The sequence below is a fragment of the Paenibacillus agri genome, assembly GCF_013359945.1.
Lineage (GTDB): Bacteria > Bacillota > Bacilli > Paenibacillales > Paenibacillaceae > Paenibacillus_AQ > Paenibacillus_AQ agri.
Window position 1 is genome coordinate 424,933 of sequence record NZ_JABWCS010000221.1, and the last position, 22,990, is coordinate 447,922.

A 22,990-nucleotide genomic window follows, 5' to 3' on the forward strand; every position below is an offset into this window, starting at 1 on the left:
ACATGAACATCAAGCGACAATTAACACTGAGATTCGTCCTGCATTCCGTCACTGCTGGCTTGGTTGTGCTCTTGATTGCCGCGTGTACCATTTGGTGGGTGATGGAGCGCATGAATGATGTTAGATTGCAGAACAATTTTTATTCTGTAGGGCTGGAGCGGCTCGTGGAGTCTTCCCAGTTTGGGGAGGATGGCGTTATCTTCGATCCCGAGCTGCTGGAGCAGGTAAGGAAGAATAACGGCTGGCTGCAAAGCCTCAACGAAGAGGGAGAGGTGGAGAAATCCTATAATACGCCAAGCGATGTACCCAAACAATATGCACCGGGAGAGCTGATTGCTTACTGGCAAGGACAAAAGGAGTTTCCTTATGGCCTGTATCTGTGGATTCAGGAGAAAAACGGCGTTCTCTACACATTGCTGTATGGCGTTCCCAAAAACTTGGAGCCTTTGCTGAAAACGCTCATGAAAAGCAGTCCATCATATTCAGAGGGCAGATTACAGCTCCCGGAAGGCTTAGCCGATCGTATGTATGCCAAAAAAGGATATGTGCAGCTAATTGATAGTTCAGGCGCAGAACTAGCCTCCTTCAACCGTCCCTCATCGGTCCCGGACCATTATAATGTTCAAGAACTAGCGCTGCGCTCAGAGTATGGTGACAGATACGGTTATGACATCTCATCTGCTTATGATGAAGATACTAGCTTGACCTGGGTGATTGGATTACCCCTTAACGCCAACATTTATTCGGCACAAGAGTTTTTTATTTCGGCAGAGACTCGCATCATTTGGACAGGCGCAGCAATTATGCTTATCGCAACCCTGATCATCTTTGCTCTACTTTCCCTTCTGAACGCTCACCGATTTGGCGGCCCTATGCTGCATATGCTGGCCTGGCTGGATTCGCTCGGCAAATCGTCCTTTAAAGAACCGGCTGACCGGAAAGGGCAGCCGCGCAGCCGGATGAAGTCAGGAAAATGGAGACGACGTTATCGCGTGTTCGGAGATGTCATGTTATCTATCGATAAATTGTCGGACAGCCTGCAGCGCGAGCAGGAGACCCGCCGCCAGACGGAAATCTTGCGTGAGGAATGGATCAGCGGGATTACCCATGATTTGAAGACGCCACTGTCCTCTATCAAGGGTTACGCCCATTTGCTGGCGGAAGCGGAATATGAATGGTCACCACTTGAAGTACGCAAGTTCTCCGCGATAATGCTGGAGAAATCTGCGCATATAGATACATTGATCAGTGATCTGGCGATCTCCTACCGTATCCGAAATGGTATCACGCCGCCGCTGACTGAAGAGATCGAGCTGAACGGCTGGTTGGCCAATGCGCTGGATCAAGCCGCAGCGAATCCCGCATACGGCGAGGGAAGGATCATCTATCAAGCTGCACCCAAAGAGATTAGGGTACATCTATATACGCCTTGGCTGGAGCGGATTGTCAATAATCTGACAGCCAATGCTTTGCTCCACAATTCTCCCGACACGAAGCTTACAGTTACCCTTACCGGTGATATGGGAAAGGGAATGATGATACATTTTAGCGACAATGGGCAGGGGATGGATCAGCGAACGGTCAGCAATCTGTTCGAGCGTTACTACCGTGGAGGCAATACCAGTGCTTCAACCGATGGATCTGGGCTGGGATTAGCCGTCTCCAAAGGACTCACTGAGGCGATGGGCGGCCGGATTGTTGTGAAGTCGGGTCTTGGTAAAGGGACGTCGATTTGGTTAATTTGGAGTTGAAGGTGAGAACCATTATCACTTATAATGAAGCAGGCATGAACGGAAATTTACTATTAGGGGCAATTATAGGGGATTTTGAATAACTATATAAGCCGAACAAAAGAAAGTAACAAAAAGCGAGAAGGAACGCAGGGGGAAGTTTGGAACTGTAGGAGCGGTAGCGACCGCCTTTGTCTCCAGATTTCAACCGCAAACAGCGGTACTTATGGAAAGAAATCTGGAGACAACAGCGGCCGGAAGTCCAAACATTCCACCGTAGTGACGACTGAGCCTTACGTTCGGTTCTTGAGTTCGTCTTATATAGGTCGAATAGAGACTCTTCATTAAAGAGCGAAAAGGGCTGGAATGGAGATGATTGCGTATTGAATCTGGATGAGCATATTACGCTATGGAACCAAGCTGCTGTGAAAATATTGGACATCAGGCATAATGTGATGAATCCTAGCGAGCTGTTGGAAGCCTATTTGCTACCTGCAAGCGCGTTTCTTTATAGCATCCGCGGCTCAGCCAGCCTAAAGCTGGATGGTATGGTGCATGAAGTGAGGCAATTTCATGTGCTGCACGGGGGGAAGGGGATGCGCCTGGATATAGTAGTGAAGGAGGAGTTTGAATATTACTTATTGTTCTACAGGGCAGTAAATGCTCTTCCAAGGGGGAAAAAGCTTGCACTGCTTATGGAGCTGAACAAGCCGTTCTCGCTTCAATATGGCTTCAAACCGCAGGAACCATTGTCACTGCTTCGCTACCTCACAGGGATGGAGAAGGTATGGGTGCATGCGAGAGAGCTGGAGCGCTTTAAGGTCAAGGGACTCTTTTACCAATTCGTCCACGAGCTACTGTGGCAGTTGGATTCGCAGGGTGTAGAGACACACAAGCCGAATCTCGTCTCCCAGGCGATTCGTTATATCCAACAGCATTATCAGGAAAGCATATCACTGGATTCCATCGCAGAACAGCTGAACTACAGTCCCCGCCATCTATCGATGACTTTCAAGGCGCAGACTGGGGCAAGCCCGATTGACTATTTAATTCAAGTCAGGTTGAGCCATGCTAAGGAACTATTGCTCACAACTGACGCAACCTTACGGGATATTGCGGCAGAAGTAGGATATTCGGATGTGTATTATTTTAGTCGAGTATTCAAAAAGCACACCAGTCTATCACCAGTTCGTTTCCGGACGCTAGGAAGGCAGCGCGGCTTAGCAGAAGATCGTCCATTTATTTTATCGGGATTATCTATTGGAACCGGTAGGCGGCCACGTTATATTGTTAATGATGATGATAATCATTATCGATTAAAACGTGGAGGGTCTATACAAATGAAAAGAAATTCCAAATCAAGCATGGCCTTGGTCTTGTTGTTCACTTTGACGCTGTTGCTGAGCGCGTGCTCGACAGGTGCAGGGAATACAGTGGTTGGAGGAGCTGGTTCACCATCAGGAAATACAGGATCGACCACGTCCTCTAATGCGACTGACAACAGTGGTACAGTGGCCAAGACGAGAACGGTATCAACGATCAATGGAGAGATTGAAATTCCGGCTGAGTCCAAGCGTATTATAGTTGATTTGTATTTGGGAAGCATGATTGCTCTCGGAATAACGCCGGTCGGGACGCCGGAACTGAATTTGAAAAATCCCTATTACAAAGAATTTCTTCAAGGTGTAGAGAATATTGGGGAATATGAAGCTATCTCGCTAGAGAAAGTACTGGCATTGGATCCGGATCTGATCATTACTGGCAATGATCAACTGTACGAGTCATTTAGCAAGATTGCCCCTACAGTCGTTGTTCCATTCGGAGAGTTAAAGAATGCGCATGAAGAAATCACTTATTTTGGTAAGGCGCTTGGTAAAGAGGCTGAGGCTAATAAGTGGCTTGAGGAGTATGATCGGCGCATTTCAAGTGCCAAAGAACGTGTAGCTAAGGCGATTCCTGCCACCAGTGAATTTTCAATTATGCAATACAATAAAAAAGGCACATTGGCTTTTGGAGACAATTTTGGCCGCGGAGGACAAGCTGTCTACACTGCGCTTGGACTGAAGCCTCCTGCAGCTAAGAAAGATCTGCTCATGAAGGAGCAGCTGGTGGAAATATCAGAGGAGACGCTGCCTGATTTTGCAGGAGATTATATTGTGATTACAACGAATGAGCGTACTATAGAAGATTTCAAGGCCGATCCTGTATGGGGCTCACTAGAAGCGGTAAAAAATGATCGAATATATGTCTGGAGTCAGGATAAATCTTGGTACTTTGATCCCATCGCAACGCTCTCTCAGACGGAGGAGCTAGCTGACTGGTTAGCGGGTAAAGATTCCAACTAAATGAGGTTCTTAGCTGTAAATCCTCGATTAAATTGTCCGCCTGATATAACAACATCGGTTGGAGGGCTATTCATGAAACTAAGCCACAAATTGAATCAGATTAGAGCTGCGAGCCAATCAACCACGATGCAAAGGGTTGTTTCAAAAGTTACTGCAATAATTATCGGAGCTATCTTGGGCCTAGCAGCAAAACTTGTGGATACACCGAATATGAACCCCATCTTTGACAATATCGGTGGACGACTTGGGATCTGGGTGTTTGTGGCCACACTGTTGTCAGTGTTCAGTTCTTCGCCTAAATTAGCCTCTGTCAAAATATTATCTTTTTTTGGATCGGTGCTTGCCGTTTATTATGTGTACACAGTGCAGGTTCTACATTTTTTCCCGCAGAGAGCCATTCTTTTTTGGGGAATATGCGCAGTGGTATCTCCTGTTTGTGCCTATTTTATGTGGTATGCGCGTGGAACAGGAATGTTGTCCACTATTATTTCAGCTCTTCCAATCACAGCTTTGCTGACAGAAGGGTTCCAATTGCGTCACGCCTATTTACCCATTCACACTCATTACTACTTAATTCCATACCTTATGGGGATTTATCAAATTATGATCCTTATTTTGCTATTTAACATTCCGAAAAAGAGAATGCAATTTATATACGTTCTACCGATAGCTCTAATACTGTCAATTATCATGATTTATTTTAATGTCTTTGGACGGATTTTTGGTGGAATGAACGGTTTTTTGTAGGATTTGGTGCTAAGAGTAAGACATATCTGAGGGATGGCTTGCCTTCATCGTCGATGAATGGCTGAGGGGAATACATACTCATGGTCATGCGCTGGTGCTCGCAGAAGTGGCAGCATATCCATCTAAGGATTGTTAACGGTGAAAAGGAGCACTTCAACGAGAGTTGAATGCTCCTTTTTCCTTTTCGACGAAAAATTTTAGCCGGAAGTATGACGCTGCCTGGCTGCTTTGACGCAGAATCTGTTACCTATGATCTTTGGGAACGAGGCCACAGCAATACAGGCACAAGCAGCAGGGCAAGAATTCCCCCCGCTAAGGAAAGGATGCTATAGCTGGAGTGGGCTACTACCATTCCGGATAAGGCTCCGCCAGAAGCACCAGCCAGGGCGATTAAGACATCCACAGAACCTTGGACTTTGGCCCGATTGGATGGAGTGGTGGCATCAACTACGAAAGCTGTTCCGCTGATTAAGCCGAAGTTCCAGCCCAGTCCAAGCAAGGCTAGAGCAAGGATCAGTAAGATCATAGATTGTGCTGGTGCGATGGCTGCCAAGATCCCGGATAGAAGCAGGGTAACACCCGCGGCAATCGCCATTGCCCTGCGGCCAATTTTATCGACTAACAAGCCTGTTACGAGGGAAGGCAGATACATCGCCCCCACATGAATGCCAATAACAAGCCCTATTTGCCCTAACGCATGCCCATGATGCTTCATATGTACAGGCGTCATGGTCATAACTGCAACCATCACGATTTGCGTTAGGATCATGATGATTGCCCCAATAGCGATCCCGTGTTTATTTACGGATGTAGCACTCAGCTTTTCTTGAGACTGCTGTAGCTTATTTATGCTCTGATGCTCAGCAATGGCTTTGGCTACCAGTAAAGGATCAGGACGCAGGAATATTAAAAATACCAATCCGGCTACAATATAAGCCGCAGCAGCAAGAATGAACGGACCAGCGAGAGCAGGGACTCCCAGCATTGCAGCAAACCGGCCCATAGGTTCAACCAAGTTGGGACCTGCAACCGCACCAAAGGTGGTAGCGACCATGGCTATACTTACCGCTGTAGCCCGTTTCTTGGAATCAGCCAAATCGGTCCCTGCATAGCGAGCCTGCAAATTCGTGGCTGTTCCGGCACCATAGATGAATAAGGAAATAAAAAGTAGTGGAAGATTAGTGGTTAGAGCTGCCAGCACAACGCCAATGGCACCCAGTCCACCAGTCAGAAAACCTGCAGCCAGTCCGAGCCGCCGTCCAAAGCGTTGCGAAAGTCTGCCAACGATCCAAGCCGCAGCGGCAGAACCGAATGTAAAGAGAGCCGTAGGGACGCCTGTGAAGCTATCTGCACCCAGCATTTCCTGCGCCAGCAGTGCTCCGACGGTAATACCAGCAGCGAGCCCCGCGCCCCCGAACATTTGTGATAGTACTACAACGAACAATGACCTTCGATATAATCGCTGCTGCTCTTCCGGAGACTGAACATATTGTTCCAGCCTGGATGAGGTTCCTTTAGTTGATGCGTTAGCATCTATTTCTGAATTCATTGTAACGCTTTCCCCCTGCATCTGATGGAATAGAGAATCACTATCTTTGAATATTCAATTAAATAATTGAATTAAAATCATTATAGGATTGACACTTTTTATTGTCAATTTATTTTCCTCTATTTTCATCCTTCATTATAGTTTAAAATCGCTATAGGATCTTGCGGGACAAAACATACTAAGGTAGTTGGGGTGACCATGGACATTGAAAAGCAACGTTTGAGCATACAAGCAGCGAGACTCTATTATCAGTCTGACTATAGCCAGCAGCAGATTGCCGTCAAAATGGGCTTATCCCGCCCAACTGTCTCCAGACTGCTGCAATATGCCAAGGACCAGGGCTACGTGAATATTACGATCATTGATCCCAGTGAGGATCTGGACCTGCTCGCCAGCGATTTGAAACGAAAATATGGGCTGGATACCGTTGTTTTGTGCAATTCGCCCACCAATGACGCGGAAGAGATCAAGAACCATATCAGTAAAAAAGCAGCGGACTATATCCACGAGACTGTGCAGGACGGCGATATTATCGGTGTAACCTGGGGCACCACAATGCATGCGGTAGCGCTTCAACTGCAATCCAAGCCCGTAAAGGGTGTGGAAGTGGTTCAACTGAAGGGTGGCGTTAGCCATTCTCAAGTTAATACTTATGCGGCGGAGATTGTCAATCTGTTCGCAGAAGCTTTTCGGACCATTGCGCGTTATTTGCCGTTGCCTGTGATATTTGACAGTGTTGCGGTGAAGACCATGGTAGAGGAGGACCGGCATATTCGGCGGATTATCGAGCTTGGCCGGCAAGCTAACATCGCAGCCTTTACAGTAGGAACGGTGGAGGAGGATACGCTGCTGTTCCGCCTTGGATATTTTAATAAGGAAGAGCAGGAATTGCTGCGCCGGACAGGAGCGGGGGACATTTGCTCACGCTTTTTCGATAAAGATGGGACCATTTGCAGTGAAGAGTTAAACAATCGCACGGTTGGCATTGATCTTGCTGAATTGGGCAAAAAAGAGAAGTCCATTCTGGTTGCCGGCGGTCAGCGGAAAACCGAAGCGATCCGCGCTGCGCTTAAGGGCAGATATGCCAATATTCTGATCACGGACCAGTTCACCGCACAAGCGTTATTGCGTTAAGGGGACTTTGTTTTTTAGCAAAAGGATAAAGGGGCTATACTTTACATGTACGTGTAAATCGACTCGTGAACGTAATTTCATACGTGTGTTTACAAGTGTTCAAACGCGTGATATGGTAGCATAGACTCAAGAATTGTTCACGGGAAAGGTGATGGAATAAATGTCGAATTTAGCAGGAATGATTGATCATACGCTTCTGCGTGCAGACGCAACGAAAGCGGAGATTTCGAAGTTAATAGAGGAAGCTAAGAAATATGAATTTGCATCTGTGTGTGTTAACCCTACATGGGTAAGCTATGCTGCTGAAGGGCTGGCTGGTACCAAAGTCAAAGTCTGTACTGTAATCGGATTCCCGCTGGGAGCGAGCACAAGCGCCACGAAGGCTTTTGAAGCGCAAAATGCGATTGCTGCCGGAGCCACTGAGGTAGATATGGTCATCAATATCGGTGCATTGAAAGATGGCGACCATGCTTATGTGGAGCAGGACATCAAGGCTGTAGTCGATGCAGCAGCTGGCAAAGCTATTGTAAAGGTTATTATTGAAACCAGCCTGCTGACGAATGAAGAAAAAGTGATCGCTTCTCAATTGTCAGTTAAAGCAGGCGCAGATTTCGTGAAGACATCGACTGGCTTCTCTACTGGTGGTGCTACTGCAGAGGACGTTGCGTTGATGCGCAAGACTGTTGGCGAGAATGTCGGCGTTAAGGCATCCGGCGGCGTACGTAATCTACAGGACATGCAGAACATGATCGAAGCGGGCGCTTCCAGAATCGGAGCCAGCTCCGGCGTGAAAATCATGGAAGGCGAGCAGTCCAACTCTTCCTACTAAAACGTTGTAATCACAGGTCTGTTCCTACAAGGGACAGGCCTTCTCAGGAGGGAATCATGATGAAAGAACAGTTAATCAAGGAAGCCATAGAAGCACGGAATGCTGCTTATGTGCCTTATTCTAAATTTGCAGTCGGAGCGGCGATACTTACCGGGGGCAAGAAGATTTACAAAGGGTGCAATATTGAGAACGCATCCTATGGGCTGACCAATTGTGCTGAACGTACTGCCATCTTTAAAGCAGTCTCCGAAGGAGAGCATGTAATTGAAGCCATTGCTGTCGTAGCGGATACTGAAGGACCAGTGTCGCCATGTGGGGCCTGTCGTCAAGTGCTGGCCGAATTCTGCGACGAGAATACCAAGATTTATCTGACCAATCTAAACGGAAATACCGAGGAGTGGACTATGGCCAAACTATTGCCGGGTGCTTTCCAAGCGGATGATATGAGTAAATAGAGAAGGGGTCTTCACGAATGAAGCCATTTAAACGAATCCATCTAATTGTTATGGACTCTGTAGGGATAGGAGAAGCGCCTGACGCTGCCCAGTTTGATGATTACGATGTAGATACACTGGGACATATTGCCCGTGAACGCGGGGGGCTGAACATGCCGAATCTCGCAGCACTCGGTTTATCCAACATCGAAGAAATTCAGGGCGTACCTGCTGCTGACCAGCCATTGGCCTATTATACGAAAATGCAGGAGGCTTCACGCGGTAAGGATACAATGACCGGTCACTGGGAAATCATGGGGCTGTATATTGATACGCCTTTCCGTGTCTTTGAGCATGGCTTCCCGGAGGCGCTGATTACCCAAATTGAGCAAAAGACCGGGCGCAAAATCATCGGTAACAAGCCGGCTAGCGGAACAGAAATTATAGACGAGCTGGGTGAGGAGCATGTGAAGACAGGGGCGCTCATCGTATACACCTCTGCGGATTCCGTGCTGCAAATCGCAGCCCATGAGGATATTGTGCCGTTAAAAGAGCTTTATGAGATTTGTGAATACTGCCGGGAAATTACGCTCGAAGATCCTTACATGCTGGGTAGAATTATTGCCAGACCGTTCGTTGGTGAGGCGGGTAACTTCAAGCGTACCGCGAACCGTCATGACTATGCGCTGAAGCCTTTTAGTCCAACAGTGATGAATGCCTTGAAGGAAGCTGACTATGATGTAATCGCCTTGGGGAAAATATCGGATATTTACGATGGTGAAGGTGTTACACAGAGTATCCGTACGGTGTCCAATTCGGACGGGATGGATAAAATCATCGCCACACTGGATGAACCTTTCCATGGACTCAGCTTCTTAAATCTGGTAGACTTTGATGCGTTGTACGGCCACCGCCGGGACCCGCAGGGCTATGCTGATGCTCTGGAGGATTTCGATACCAGGCTGCCTGAAGTGTTCGCCAAAATGACCAGTGACGATCTTCTGATCATCACCGCGGATCACGGAAATGATCCTACCTACCGCGGAACGGATCACACCCGTGAGTATGTGCCGCTTCTGGTCTATTCGCCGCGCTTTGCGGGAGGCGGACAAGCCTTGCCAATCCGGAAAACCTTTGCAGATATCGGAGCAACCGTGGCTGAGAACTTTAACGTCACCATGCCGGAGTATGGTAAGAGCTTTTTAACGGATCTGAAATAATTAACCAGCCTAAAGGAGAAATGACCATGAGTGTTCATATTGGAGCCAAAGCAGGCGAGATTGCCGAAACGGTACTATTACCGGGAGATCCGCTTCGTGCGAAGTTTATCGCCGAGACTTATCTTGAGGATGTTACCTGCTATAACCAGGTCCGCGGTATGCTCGGATTTACCGGAACCTATAAAGGCCAGAAGATTTCTGTACAAGGGACAGGAATGGGTGTACCTTCCATCAGTATCTATGTTAATGAATTGATCCGCGAGTATGGCGTGAAGAACCTGGTTCGCGTCGGTACCTGTGGTGCCATGCAGGAAAGCGTTCGTGTTCGCGAGGTCATTCTCGCCCAAGCTTCCTGTACGGATTCCAGTGTGAACCGTCACGTATTCGGGGGTTATGACTTCTCGCCGATCGCGAATTTCCAAATGCTAAAGTCTGCCTATGAGCGTGGTACTGCTAAAGGTCTGAAAATGCATGTCGGTAACGTCTTCTGCTCGGACACGTTCTACCGTGATGACAAAGCCATTGTACAAAAGCTGATGGATCATGGTGTGCTGGGTGTAGAGATGGAGAGCACTGCTCTTTACACACTGGCTGCAAAATACGGCGTGAACGCTCTTACGATCCTGACTGTAAGCGACCATCTATTGACTGGAGAAGAAACAACCTCCGAAGAACGTCAAAGCACGTTCAACGACATGATGGAAGTAGCACTGGATACAGTGCATTCCCTGTAATGGCATAAGCAAGTAAAGACATCCTTGTACCGGAAACGGTCGGCAGGGATGTCTTTTTTTATTTAATGAATAACGGCAATCGCTGAGAATTTCTCTACAAGTGGCTCGACATGCTCCTGCTGCCTTGTGCACATCACTATGGTGTTCTTCAACTTCACACCAGTGACGTTGACTTTAGCCAGCTCCCCGCGCGCCACGTATGGCTTAGCCACCAGTGATGAGATGAAGCTTGCTCCATAACCGGCACGAACGGCATGAATAGCCCCGCTCATTCCGTTAAATTGCAGTTCTATAGCAGGGGGTGTGAGCTGTTGCTCCCTGCATAATTCAATAAGCCGTTCCCGGGCTACGCTGCCTGCTTCCCGCATAATGAAGGGCTCTCCGAGCATGTCGACCAACGTGATTACCTTGTTAGCATACTTATGCTCTGGAGACACCACGAACCAGAACTCGTCATCATACAATTCTGTCCAGTGGAGCCCTTGCGCAATTGGCAGGGGCATGTCCCCTAGGCCGTAGATCGCGACATCTGCTTCGAAATTCATTAATTTCTCAAGGGCTTCCCGGGAATTGGCTGTGCTGATCTGCACCTCCACCTCCGCGTACTTCTTCTTGAACAAAGCGGCCCAGGACGGAATCAGAATACTGGTAGCCAGGTAATTGCCGACAATCCGCAGCTTGCCTTTGGGATGGCTGTGATGATCCTCGATGCGCAGCTGCACTTGTTCTTCAAGTGCAAACAGCTTTTGAAGCGGCTGGATCAGCTGCTCTCCAAGAGGTGTAAGTACAAGTTGTCTACCCTGTATCTCAAATAATAGGATGCTGTGTTCCTTCTCAAACTTATGGATTTGGGCCGAAATGGCAGGTTGGCTGATATTCAGCTTCTGCGAGGCCCGAGTTACGCTGCCTGTAGTGGCAACTGTGTAGAACAGCCTCAAGACATGAAGATTTAACATAGATTACGCCGCACCTCTTTATATACTGAAGTTATATATTATAGATATTATATAATTTTAATCTATAGATATACATAGTATACTCCAATTACATTCACAGCGAAGGAGAGATACAGCATGACTGAGACTACATTGTATTTGACGAGACATGGCCAGACCGAGTGGAATTTGCAGGGTCGGATGCAGGGACATCAGGATTCTCCGTTAACCATTACAGGGAAAGAGCAGGCCGAATGGCTTCAAGAACGATTGCAGAAGGTGCCATTTGAGGCCATCTACAGCAGTACTAGTCCAAGGGCGATAAGCACGGCCCATATTATTCAGGGCGACAGACCTGGGGAACTGCGGACCAAAGCTGAGTTAAGAGAGATCAACATGGGTCTGTGGGAAGGACAGCTTATTGAAGACAATCGGGTGAAAGATGCAGAGCAGTTTCATAATTTCTGGGAGGCCCCCCACCTGTATCAGCCATCCGGCGAGGGAGAGAGCTACGCGGCACTGCTGGAACGGGTGATTCCTGCTGTGGAGGATATCATGGGCAAACATACTGGAGGCAATGTACTTTTGGTGACGCATCGTATTACCTTGAAGGTCATTATGGGATATTATCTGGGCAAAAAGCTGCACGAGCTAAGAGAGCTGCCCGACATTTTGTCGACCAGCCTTAGCAAAATCGTACTGTGCAACGGTGATGTTCACGTAGAACTCTATGGTGACACCTCACATTATAAAGAATAGGAATTACTCCCAATAGGGTGTTCCGGTAAACAGGAAGGACTCTTCATTGATATAGTGTCTGAATTCTCTATGTGCTAACTTGCTAATATGATCGGGGAACCATTCCATTACATCGGGCAGTCCGAGCCAGAAATTCATGGTTTCAAGCTGTGTAGCGACGAAAAAGCCTTCTAGTAGTAGGATATGATCCTCGGGTAGTGGAAAATGCTTGGCATAGGCCGCAATCATTGGCTGTCTGAACGCCGGATGAATATAAGAGAACGCCCAGCCAAGGTCGCCCAGGAAATATCCAAACCCGCATGCTCCAAAGTCGATCGGGCAGGCTTCACCGTTATTAAATATAAAATTACTTGGGATCAGGTCGGCGTGAATCATCCCCCAGTTGTCCTTATTTCTCTCTAAACGATCCTTCATCAGTATTGCTTTATTGCCAGCTTCAAGCAACACAGCCGTGTCTGCTGGATCGAGTGTACCACTTGCCGCCAAAGTTTTGATTTTATCAAGAGCTTGCAAAATGCGGGTTCGGTCAAAAGAAGGACGGGTGAATGAGGCAGGAACGTTCCATGCTGCTGACTGCTTATGCAGCCTACCGATCATATGCCCAACCTGTTCAGCATCTTCTACGGTAGGGATAAAAGGCTTTTGTTCACCTTCTATCCAGCTGATTAATGTACAACTGATACCATCCACATCGGAGACGAAATGTCCCTGTGTATTCCTGTATGGCCTTGGAGTGATTAGATCTTCCTTTTCAGCTAGAGCTTCCAGCCATACCATTTCTGATGCGAGGACATTCGGTTCAGTCCAGATATCCTCCATAGTCGCACTATTGGACTGGTGAAATCGCAGGCTATAGCTATTATTATGAATATCAGTAACCTTATAAATCAAATTTGCACTTTGACCGATAAGCTGAACGGAATCTGCCTGAATATGATATTGCTGTAGTGCTGAAGCAGCTTTACCTAAGATCTGATCCAAAATCATGCCCCCATCAATGAATTATTTGTTCCATTGTATCAAAAGAATAACAGGAATATTAAGGTAGAAATTGGTTATAAGTGAATAATACCAGACTACAGGATTGTGTTTCCGCGCATGCCCAAGCAAGAGGCGAATGAACTACATATGTTGTGGTGTACTCAATTATGAGGGTTCATGACGAAGGAGGAAGAAAATTATGAGTGAAAAAGTCGCAGGAGCAGCGTGGGGTCACCACCATCATCACCCTCACGTAGGGTTTACATCCACAGGTGCTATTCTTGTACTGTACATCTTGTTGGTCATTATTCTTAGTGCATGCTTTATCTAAATAATACTTTAGTTTGTAAAGGAAAGTAAGTACTCCAGAGATGACCTCCGAATGTTGGGGGTCATTTTTCATGGATAAAAATTATTTAAATTTTGTTTTATTTCTCATTCACCCAAGCGGAAAGGTCAGATATGCATATTCTAAGCTGTACTCAAAAATAAAGGAGGAATTACAAATGAGTGAAGTTGGCGGAGTTGGCGGAGTTGGCGGATACGGTGGTTTTACATCTACAACAGCAATTCTTGTTTTGTTTATTTTGCTGGTCATCATCTCTAAAGCGTTTGTTATCTAACCTTTAAGTTTTTCTTGTGTTAAGGTTTTGCACCCATGTGACAATCGCCAGTACACGTACTGGCGATTTTTTGATGTACATACAACTCTTTAGGAGATCATATGCTCTGAGGCTTAAGAAAGATTGACAATCCGATGAAGCTTGATGTAACCTACCTAAACCCATACAGCGGGAGGCTGAAGCGTTGAAGAATCATTTGAGCTTATCGATAAGAGTGAAGACAGAGGGGAAGAGATGCTTTTGAAATGGCCAGGCTGTATCTATCGGTGGATATCAGAGCCTTTTAAACGGACGATCCGCAGCAAGCTTATCTTAATTATGCTTTGTATTTCTGTCATTCCAATTATTGTAGTGACATGGCTGGCGACTGAGAATACCCGAAAAGTAATGGAACAAGAGGTAATCCAGTCCAATCTCTCCAAAATTGCCTGGTCGGGCGAGGCGGTAGACAAGAATTTTACCCAACTCAATAATATGATTTACACGATCCTTATCAGCCCGACACTAAATGAGTATACGAAGGAAGAGGATGGAAGTGTGTCAGACCAATTTACCGTCCAGCGCAATGTTATCAATAACATTACGTCGATCTTCTATTCCGGCTATAACAGTCTCGTGGAGATTCAGCTGTATCTCAAGGAGAAGAACAAGCTGTTTACCATTAACGATATGCGGGACACTATCCAGTCTCCTGTAGCGGATACTCCAATCTGGCGTGATATTGTGGAGCAGCAAGCGGATTATATTATTAAAGATAGCGATGGTTCATCAGCGAACTTTAACCTGATTCGGAGCATCAATCGGTTTGAGAATAAAGACAAGCTGGGTAGCATCAGATTTGAAGTGAAGTGGAAGATGATGGATAATGCGCTGGGGTTATTGAACTCAGAGCAGGAAGCAGGGGTATATATCGTTAACTCCGGCGGCAAGGTGATGTATCAGCTTAAAGAAGGCACCATGCCAGCTACGAAAGATGTAGATTGGTCCGCGCAGGGAACCGGCTATATTCGTACTTCTGATCATTATATCTTTTATAATTACTTGGAGCCGTGGGGGCTGTCAGTAGTTAAAGTACTGCCTGTGAGCTATGTTATGCAGAGCGGTTCTGTCATTCAAACCAATGGTTTGATTATCGGAGTGTTGTCTGCTTTACTGTCGGCTTTGATTGCCGCATTTGTAGCCTACAGAGTAGCGGGACCCATTGTCCGTCTGGCCCGATCCATGAGTGGATTGAACTGGCTTAAGGGTGAAGGAGTTCCCCATTCCAATCGTGAGGATGAAATCGGGATGCTGGAGAAGAGATTCCAGACCATGTCCAGCCGGATTCGTGAGCATATCCGCAACGAATATACCATCAATCTGGAGAGGCAGACGGCCCAATTGAAAGCGCTGCAAGCGCAGATCAATCCGCATTTTCTGCAAAACACACTGCAGATGATCGGTAGTATGGCCTATTCTAAAAAACCGAGTGATATCTACAGCATCATTCAATCGCTTAGTGATATGTTCCGCTATACGATCCGTGATCCGGGAGAGCTGACTACGCTTGCCATGGAAATCAAGCACTTAAACAACTATATGAACATTCAACAGCAGCGTTATGCCGATAAGCTGAATTATGAAGTGGAGATTCCTCCGCTGTGGGAGGATATCCTCGTTCCGAAGCTGTCGCTTCATCCCTTGGTGGAGAATGCGTTCATGCACGGTTTTGATCGTAAAAAAGGGGTTTGGAATCTCAGCCTCCGTCTGGTTCCGTACCAGAACGGTCTGCTGATTCAGGTCGAGGATAATGGAATGGGGATCTCCCCGGACCGATTGGAAGAAGTACGTGCCCGATTGGCCGAGCCGCTTGACCCTTACTGGACCAGTGGAAATTCGATAGGACTGTATAATGTAAGTGCCCGGATCAAGCTTTATTTTGGCGAAAAGTACGGAGTGATAATTAACAATCAACCTGATGGCGGTGCCCGGGTGAGTATGTATATCCCTATAGTGAAGGTTGGTGAGCAGCATGAATATTAACGCCATGATTGTAGATGACGAGCAATGGAACCGAGAAATTATTAAAACCTTTGGGAATTGGGAACAGTATGGTATACACCTTGCAGCTGAAGCAGAAGATGGGGAGGAAGCGATCAAGGCAATAGAGACAGGGGATATTCATATCGTCATTACAGATATGAATATGCCGGGTGTGGATGGAGTCAGGCTGCTGCAATATTTGAATGATCATCATCCAGACATTCGGATCATTGTGATCAGCGGGTATGATGATTTCATGTATACACGCCAAGCCATTCGCTGCAGAGCGGACGAATATTTGTTGAAGCCTGTGGATCCCCAGGAATTGAATCAGGTGCTGCTGCAGTGCCGGCAAAAGGCAGAAGAAACGCTGCTTAAAAAGTCTGGGGAGGATATGGGTCTAAGATTGGATCTCCTTCAGGCCATACTGACATTTAGGCCAGCATTGGCCGCTCATTATAATGACTTGAATGCGGATAGTCTGCAGGACAGTCTGAATGAGCTGCAGGATAAGCTGATCCTGCTTGGGGTCACGCCTTCGACACTTCCGCGTATTGGTGAAGAACTGCTGCTGCTGTTACGGGATTTGATGCACAGTAATTCTCAAGAGATTGCGAATGAATATGCAGAGGAGAATCTGGCAGCCCTTCATACGGTGGATGAGCTGATGCAGCAAGTGTCAGGGATGTATCTTTCTGCGTTGAAGGAACTTGTACAGCATAGAAAAAATAAGAACCGCTTGAATTTGGAAGAAATTAAGCGTTTTGTGGATCAGAATTTTACAGAGAATATAAAACTGGAAGCCCTGGCGAGATCCTTTTTTGTCAGCAAGGAGTATTTGAGCAAGGTGTTTAAACAGGAATTTGGGCTGAATCTGACGGATTATATGACCAAATTGCGGATGGAGCGTGCGCGGCATCTGCTGCTTCATGATCATCTCTCCATCAAGTCTGTGGCTGAGCTGTGTGGCTATGAGGAGCTGGGTTATTTTTACAGAGTGTTCAAGAAGCAATTTGGTCTGGCACCCGGTGAAATGCGAAAAGGAGAAGGTGAGGTTCAAAATAGTACAAGCTAAGAGACTAATTTCGTCTAATTAACCGCTTTCATTTTGGATGTACAATGAAAGCGTAAACAAGAACGAGACAACATTTGAGGGGGTTTACAGAATGAAGAAGTCATGGAAAGTAACGGCAAGCGCAATGATGACAGTATTGCTTCTGGCTGGTTGTGGTTCTAATAGTGGTGCCAGCAACGGAAGCACTAATGCCGAAACCGGTGGAAAAGGCTCGGAAAAAACAGTTACGCTTAAAATGTTCATCGGGTTGCCTCGTTTTAAGGATCAGTTTGATCAATACATCGATAAATTTGTTGCCAAAGAAAAAGCAGAGAAAAACATAGATGTGAAAGTCCAATTGGAAATGCCTAACTCGGACAACGCATCCCAGATCCTTAAAACAAGACTTGCATCCAACGACGCGCCGGACATTTTCTCCATTCACGCGATCAACGAAATTCCATCTTTCTACAAAGCAGGCTATCTTGAAGATCTCACTAGCCAGCCATTTGTAGGTAAGCTACTGGATAGCGTGAAGCCTTCGGTAACCATCGATAACAAAGTCGTAGCGGTGCCGCTGGAAAGCGTATCTTGGGGTTACTTGTACAACAAGAAAATTTTCTCTGACCTCAAGCTGACACCTCCAACTACGCTGAGTGAAATGAAGACGCTTGTAGAAACACTGAAGAAAAACAACATCACACCGTTTGAGCTTGCTTATAAAGAATCATGGATTCCACAGTTGTTCCTGCCATTGTCAGTAGGGGCACAAATTCAGACAGGAAATAAAGACTTCATCGAACGGATGAACAAAAACGAAGGCTCCTTCGCAGAAATGAAATCCATGTTCGATATCATTGACCTGGTTAATGCAAACGGCACGAACAAGGCGCTTGAAGTCGGCGGTGACGACGGTGCGGCTGCCTTTGCGAACGGTAAAGCAGCAATGTGGGTACAAGGTCCATGGTATGCTGAAACCATTCAAAAAGCTAACCCGGACATCGACTTTGGCGTAGCACCACTGCCACTCAGCGACAACCCTGATCAGACACTGATTAACCTGGGTGCTTCCACTTCCCTGGTTGTATCGCCAACAAGCAAGAACAAAGATGTTGCTCTGGATTTCATCAACTTCGTTCTGGATGACAAAGAGTCCAGCGGGTTCTACGAAAGTCTGAAATTTAACCCAGTTGCAACCATCCACAACTATAAGAGCTACCCATGGGTTGATGACGCTACAGTGTATGTAAAAGAAGGCAAAGCTTACCGTGATCCATCCATCCCGCAAGCTGTAAAAGATGAAGTGGGTAAAGGGCTGCAAAGCTACTTCTCGAAACAATTGTCGCAGGATGATGTTATTAAGGCACTCGACAAAGCTTGGAAAGACTACAATAAAGTAAACAAATAAAGACTAAAAATAATGGATAGGGAGGGCGGAAAGGCCATTTCAACCGAAATTGCCTTTCTCCCTCTGGTATTTTAAACCTAAAGAGGTGAGTGCCATCATGTTAAAGAAATCCCGCAACCTGCGCTCGATGTTATACTTCGTGGGCCCAGCCTTACTGTTCTATACTCTGTTTATGCTCATTCCAACTATTGGCGGGATGTTCTACAGTATTACAGACTGGAACGGGCTGAACCGAAATTATAGTTTTGTCGGCTTTGCCAACTTTGTCGAAGCGCTGACCGATGACCCGGATTTTATTAATGCCTTACTGTTTACCCTGAAGTACGTTGTAGTAATGGTAATTCTGCAAAATGTGCTGGCTTTGCTGCTAGCTGTGTTTATTGAATCACGGACACGTTTCAAAGGCTTCTTCCGAACCATCTTCTTCATGCCAAACATGATCAGTTTGATCATTAGTGCATTCATGTGGACGTTCGTCTTCACTCAGGTGCTTCCACAGCTCGCTGAAAAAACAGCCTTGCTGTTCCTGGATCAATCCTGGATCGGCGATCCTAAATTCTCCTTCTTCTCGATTGTCATTGTGTCGTTATGGAATGGTGTAGGATACATGATGATCATTTACTTAGCCGGCCTGCAAGGTGTTCCACAAAGCTTGAAGGAAGCGGCAGTTATTGACGGTGCCAATCCGGTGCAAACCTTTAGACATATTACACTGCCAATGATTTCTCATGCGATTACAATCTGTTTCTTCCTCACCCTAAACGGTGCGTTTAAAGTATTTGAAGTTGTATTCGGTTTGACAGGCGGCGGTCCTGGCCGCAGCACACAGGTTATTACGATGAATATTTATGAAGAAGCGTTCTCCAATAACTTCCGTTATGGATATGCGAGTGCCAAGTCGGTCATTCTGTTCATCATTATCCTGCTTGTCACCTTGATCCAAATTCGCGTAACGAAAAGAAATGAGGTGGAGGCATAATGAAAAGCAGCAAACTGTCCTCTACAATCATCCTGATTGTCCTGATCATCGGAGCTGCGCTAGCCTTTTTCCCGATCTATATGGCGATCATCAACTCCTTCAAGACGCAAGGAGAGATCTTCAAAAACATTTTATCCTTACCTACCCAGCTTCATTTTGAGAACTACAGTCAGGCCTTCGCCAAGATTCACCTGTTCAATAGCGTGAAGAACTCTGTCATCGTCTCGGTTGTAGGTATTGGGGGCATCCTGTTGTTCGCTTCCATGGCCGGATACAAGCTGTCCAGAACACCAGGCAAGCTGAGCAGTGCGTTGTTCTTCCTGTTCATCGCTTCGATGCTGGTACCATTCCACTCGATCATGATCTCGTTGTCCCGTGTCACCAGAACGCTGGATGTACAAGGTAGCGTGTTTGGTCTGGGACTGATCTATATCGGACTTGGCGTGAACATGGCCGTGTTCCTCTACCATGGATTTGTAAAAGGAATTCCTAAGGAGCTTGAAGAGTCGGCTCATATGGACGGATGTGGTGAGTTCCAGACCTTCTTCCGGATCATTCTGCCGCTGCTGCTTCCGATCACTGTTACCATTGGTATTCTTGACTTCCTGTGGATCTGGAATGACTTCCTGCTTCCACTGCTTATGCTGACAGACGTGAACAAGTACACCTTGATCTTGTCCACAAACATGCTGTTCGGCGAGTACAACAAAGAATGGTCGCTGATTCTGGCCGCTCTGGTACTGACCGCGATTCCAGTTGTTATCATCTACGCTTTCTTCCAACGCTTTATCATGGAAGGAATCACAGAAGGTGCGGTTAAGGGTTAATACGAGTTATACTGAAGCGACAACTATACTTAATGGAAAACAAGCCGGCAAACACTCGAAAGAGAGGTTGCCGGCTTGTTCTTTATTTGAATAAGGTATCATTAATTGAACAAATTACGGAGGTGGACAGTCGCTTGTTTCAGCCCTGGTTTGCTTCCATCCGCGCGGATACGTAAATAAGCGCATTTTTGTACCTTAATTCCGCGGCAACGAAGGAGAAATGGTGATTAAGCGCATTTTTGTATGTTAATTCTTTGGGAAGGTCATCTTTTTTAGGATATGTAGGAAAATAAGGTACAAAAATGCTCTTAATTCCCTTTTTCACGCTAAAATCATCAATTTAAGGTACAAAAATGCCTTTATATAAACATTGATTAGATTTTGGGAAACTTTGCAGACCGGAGAACTCTAAGTGAAAGAGCCCCAGTCTGTTTTTAGTGATCAGAATCATTCTAAGGAATGGGAATGGATTTCAGGGCTTCGTTGCGTTCGATTTTAGGGAGATCAAAGCTCCAGTCCACATCGGTATACCGTTTGTCTGTGATGGTGCGTACCAGTGTCAGCTCCTTAGGTAGGGCAGTGAGTCCTTTGGCGATAAAGTAAGAAGGGCTAGTGCCTGTATTCGGTTTACTAATGGTGGCCTTTTCTCCATCAGTATATGAGCCTCTGAAAACAACCCTGTATTCTTTGCCATCTGGGTCGTGGGCCACCCATTGATCGGCTTTGAATTGGTTGGCAAAGCTACCACTGACCATCATCCATGCGGAAATACCGGGTTCATCTTTTATTTCAGTTATTTTCATATCATGGATTTCCAGATGGTCGCCTTGTTTATTAAAAATGACAGGCTGCTGCTTCAGTTCCTCCGGCCGAAACGTTATGCTATCGTTGGATTTCACTGGAATAGAATAGCCATCCAATACAAAACGAACGTTCATGCTGTCATACGGAAGGTAAGAGAAGTAGTAGTTCCAATGCAGTGTAGCGGTACCTTCTTCCTCTTTCATTGTGTAGGCGAAGGATCTGTCAACGTATCCTCCATCCTTGGAACTGTTAATTCGAGACAGCTCCTGTCCTTTCGCGTCCTCCAAATGGAACATCACCGTCAGCTTATTTCTCAGCTCCATTGGAGTGAGGGCAGCCGCAGCTTCGGGGAGCGAGGTCGTGAACTTTAGCTGCACACCTGCAGGCGTGTGGACAAGCTGATCCATCTTTACATGAAGTCCTTCCGGGGTAGTGTAGGACTCGTTCAGATCTGACGTCACGACTAGACTGTTCGCCTTTTCCATGTCAGCAGTGTAGCTGAAATTCCAGTTTCCCTTCAGCGATTTCTTTCCGTCTTTGCTAGTCTTTAGTTCGTTCACATTGCTCTGTATGAGAACTTTGTCTTTGGGCTGCTTATCTGGGAAAATGTAGATTAACATAACATACTTCTGTTTGGAATGGTCCGAACCAATGCGGGTTTCCATAGGCATAATTCCCCGAAGCTGTCCGATATCTTCGCCTTGCTGATCTTTGAGATGCAGTTGTTCAAAATCAAAACGGTCCATCGCCAGTTCTGCTGGCTGTCCCTTCTCGTCAACAATCTGCAAAGACAAGACCATTCTCGTAGGATCTGCCACAACATCACGTAACATAAGTGTATAGCCCTTGTCAGTCGCCTGAACATTAGCCTGTTGTACCACCCCAAGCGCTTGCGCCTCCATCAGACCGATATCGAAATCCGGTTTGTTGTCACCAAACATCAGGCTGGGCAGTGGTGCTGAGTAAGTGTAAGTCTGAACGATTTGTAGAGAATTTCGTACATAAGCCGAGTAAGATGAGACCAGCACAAAGGCCATAAAGGCCGTTCCGATGGTGACAGCACTGCCCCATTGCAGCTTTTTAATGACTCTGTTTCTGCGCATTCCGGATAATTTCCTTAAGTTCATTCCGGTTGGTGCATCCATTTCTGTGTGACGTACTTGTTCCATGACCTGTTCTGTGAAAAAATCAGGAAGCGTTGCCGGTATCACCTGCATTTGGCGTGACATCAGCTCATCCGCATCACGATCATCGCGATTGGTAAAGCTCCATTTGCTCACTGGAATCCTCCTTTGCTTGAGACCATTGTTTCTTCAACTTCTGCCGGGAACGATGAAGACGGTTCTTGACCTGATGCATGGACAATCCTGTAATCTCGCAAATTTCCTCGTAGGTTAATTCATTGGCATAACGAAGCAGGAGGATGATGCGATAACGCTCCGGCAGCCTGACTAATCTTCCCTGCCATTCCAGTTCCTCTTCCTTACGCATATACTGTTCCTCTGGTGTAAGGGGGGGACTTGCCTCTCTCAGTAAGGGGAGAGCTGCAAGGCTGACTTTTTTGCGCCGCTTCAAATCTCTTAAACGATTGATGGCAATCGCGTATAACCAGGCGGCAAAGCTGCTCTGGCTGTTGTGGTCCGGGAGCTTCTGGTAGGCTTTAATAAAAGATTCCTGTGCCAGATCCTGCGCATCTTGAGCATTCGCGCCCATGCCTAGCAGCAGGCGGTATAAACCGGATTTGTATTTGTCCACCAGTAGCGCAAAGGCTTCCCGATTTCCGCCCAGTACCTCCCTGATCACCAGCTTGTCGTCTATCCCTTCATTCACTTGGATGCCTCCAGACAAAATCGATTTATATATAAGACGTTGCAGA

The 22,990-nt window shown here is 46.5% G+C and carries 20 protein-coding genes and 1 pseudogene; 16 read left to right on the forward strand and 5 right to left on the reverse strand.

From position 1 onward, the window contains the following. Positions 1-2 precede the first annotated feature (2 nt). The 3 genes from HPT30_RS28685 to HPT30_RS28695 all read left to right on the forward strand — a co-directional run bounded on the left by HPT30_RS28685 (position 3) and on the right by HPT30_RS28695 (position 4,822). Positions 3-1,751, forward strand: a complete 1,749-nt coding sequence (locus HPT30_RS28685; protein WP_175374661.1) for a sensor histidine kinase — start codon at positions 3-5, stop codon at positions 1,749-1,751. Between the two features lie 362 nt (positions 1,752-2,113). After that, on the forward strand, positions 2,114-4,075 hold the full coding sequence (locus tag HPT30_RS28690) for an AraC family transcriptional regulator (protein WP_246317507.1): 1,962 nt from the start codon (positions 2,114-2,116) through the stop codon (positions 4,073-4,075). Positions 4,076-4,147: 72 nt separating this feature from the next. Continuing rightward, positions 4,148-4,822, forward strand: coding sequence for a hypothetical protein (locus HPT30_RS28695; RefSeq protein WP_175374662.1), 675 nt, complete (start codon positions 4,148-4,150; stop codon positions 4,820-4,822). Between the two features lie 247 nt (positions 4,823-5,069). Here the strand turns inward: HPT30_RS28695 and HPT30_RS28700 are convergent, their stop codons facing one another. Further along, entirely contained in the window at positions 5,070-6,371 is a 1,302-nt protein-coding gene (locus tag HPT30_RS28700) for an MFS transporter (protein ID WP_175374663.1), read from the reverse strand. Between the two features lie 198 nt (positions 6,372-6,569). On the opposite strand from HPT30_RS28700, the gene deoR reads away from it, so the two are divergent. From deoR to deoD, 5 genes and pseudogenes are all read left to right on the forward strand, one after another. Continuing rightward, positions 6,570-7,505: a DNA-binding transcriptional repressor DeoR gene (gene deoR / locus HPT30_RS28705; RefSeq protein ID WP_175374664.1), complete on the forward strand. Its 936-nt coding sequence runs from the start codon at positions 6,570-6,572 to the stop codon at positions 7,503-7,505. A gap of 160 nt (positions 7,506-7,665) precedes the next feature. Next, a complete protein-coding gene (gene deoC / locus HPT30_RS28710; RefSeq protein ID WP_175374665.1) occupies positions 7,666-8,334 on the forward strand; it encodes a deoxyribose-phosphate aldolase in 669 nt (222 codons plus the stop codon). Between the two features lie 50 nt (positions 8,335-8,384). Beyond that, positions 8,385-8,789, forward strand: a pseudogene (locus HPT30_RS28715) (cytidine deaminase); the annotation flags it as partial. A 17-nt stretch (positions 8,790-8,806) separates the two neighbouring features. Beyond that, positions 8,807-9,988: a phosphopentomutase gene (gene deoB, locus HPT30_RS28720; RefSeq protein WP_175374666.1), complete on the forward strand. Its 1,182-nt coding sequence runs from the start codon at positions 8,807-8,809 to the stop codon at positions 9,986-9,988. A 26-nt stretch (positions 9,989-10,014) separates the two neighbouring features. Further along, entirely contained in the window at positions 10,015-10,722 is a 708-nt protein-coding gene (gene deoD / locus HPT30_RS28725) for a purine-nucleoside phosphorylase (protein ID WP_066370252.1), read from the forward strand. Positions 10,723-10,784: 62 nt separating this feature from the next. Here the strand turns inward: deoD and HPT30_RS28730 are convergent, their stop codons facing one another. Then, positions 10,785-11,678: a LysR family transcriptional regulator gene (locus tag HPT30_RS28730; protein WP_175374667.1), complete on the reverse strand. Its 894-nt coding sequence runs from the start codon at positions 11,676-11,678 to the stop codon at positions 10,785-10,787. A gap of 117 nt (positions 11,679-11,795) precedes the next feature. On the opposite strand from HPT30_RS28730, the gene HPT30_RS28735 reads away from it, so the two are divergent. Further along, positions 11,796-12,416 carry a histidine phosphatase family protein gene (locus HPT30_RS28735; RefSeq protein ID WP_175374668.1) on the forward strand — a complete coding sequence of 207 codons (621 nt, stop codon included), beginning with the start codon at positions 11,796-11,798 and terminating at the stop codon, positions 12,414-12,416. A gap of 3 nt (positions 12,417-12,419) precedes the next feature. Here the strand turns inward: HPT30_RS28735 and HPT30_RS28740 are convergent, their stop codons facing one another. Continuing rightward, the gene (locus HPT30_RS28740; RefSeq protein ID WP_246317508.1) at positions 12,420-13,397 is read right to left on the reverse strand and encodes a phosphotransferase enzyme family protein; all 978 of its coding nucleotides are present in this window, start codon (positions 13,395-13,397) and stop codon (positions 12,420-12,422) included. 199 nt (positions 13,398-13,596) lie between these two features. Between HPT30_RS28740 and HPT30_RS28745 the strand changes: the two genes are divergently transcribed. The 7 genes from HPT30_RS28745 to HPT30_RS28775 all read left to right on the forward strand — a co-directional run bounded on the left by HPT30_RS28745 (position 13,597) and on the right by HPT30_RS28775 (position 20,310). Then, positions 13,597-13,728: a sporulation protein YjcZ gene (locus tag HPT30_RS28745; RefSeq protein ID WP_175374670.1), complete on the forward strand. Its 132-nt coding sequence runs from the start codon at positions 13,597-13,599 to the stop codon at positions 13,726-13,728. Positions 13,729-13,903: 175 nt separating this feature from the next. Then, entirely contained in the window at positions 13,904-14,020 is a 117-nt protein-coding gene (locus HPT30_RS29645; RefSeq protein ID WP_217622566.1) for a YjcZ family sporulation protein, read from the forward strand. Between the two features lie 234 nt (positions 14,021-14,254). Next, a complete protein-coding gene (locus HPT30_RS28755; protein ID WP_175374671.1) occupies positions 14,255-16,042 on the forward strand; it encodes a sensor histidine kinase in 1,788 nt (595 codons plus the stop codon). Further along, positions 16,032-17,117: a response regulator transcription factor gene (locus HPT30_RS28760; protein ID WP_175374672.1), complete on the forward strand. Its 1,086-nt coding sequence runs from the start codon at positions 16,032-16,034 to the stop codon at positions 17,115-17,117. Before HPT30_RS28755 ends, HPT30_RS28760 begins: the two co-directional genes overlap by 11 nt. 91 nt (positions 17,118-17,208) lie before the next feature. Then, positions 17,209-18,504 (forward strand): ABC transporter substrate-binding protein, encoded by a 1,296-nt coding sequence (locus tag HPT30_RS28765; RefSeq protein WP_175374673.1) that lies wholly within the window; start codon positions 17,209-17,211, stop codon positions 18,502-18,504. A gap of 97 nt (positions 18,505-18,601) precedes the next feature. Continuing rightward, complete coding sequence (locus HPT30_RS28770; protein ID WP_175374674.1) at positions 18,602-19,483, forward strand: carbohydrate ABC transporter permease; 882 nt, start codon at positions 18,602-18,604, stop codon at positions 19,481-19,483. Continuing rightward, on the forward strand, positions 19,483-20,310 hold the full coding sequence (locus tag HPT30_RS28775) for a carbohydrate ABC transporter permease (protein ID WP_175374675.1): 828 nt from the start codon (positions 19,483-19,485) through the stop codon (positions 20,308-20,310). Before HPT30_RS28770 ends, HPT30_RS28775 begins: the two co-directional genes overlap by 1 nt. 452 nt (positions 20,311-20,762) lie before the next feature. On the opposite strand, the gene HPT30_RS28780 is transcribed toward HPT30_RS28775, so the two are convergent. Beyond that, the gene (locus HPT30_RS28780; protein WP_175374676.1) at positions 20,763-22,394 is read right to left on the reverse strand and encodes a DUF4179 domain-containing protein; all 1,632 of its coding nucleotides are present in this window, start codon (positions 22,392-22,394) and stop codon (positions 20,763-20,765) included. After that, positions 22,363-22,944: an RNA polymerase sigma factor gene (locus HPT30_RS28785; RefSeq protein WP_175374677.1), complete on the reverse strand. Its 582-nt coding sequence runs from the start codon at positions 22,942-22,944 to the stop codon at positions 22,363-22,365. Before HPT30_RS28785 ends, HPT30_RS28780 begins: the two co-directional genes overlap by 32 nt. Between the last annotated feature and the right edge of the window lie 46 nt (positions 22,945-22,990).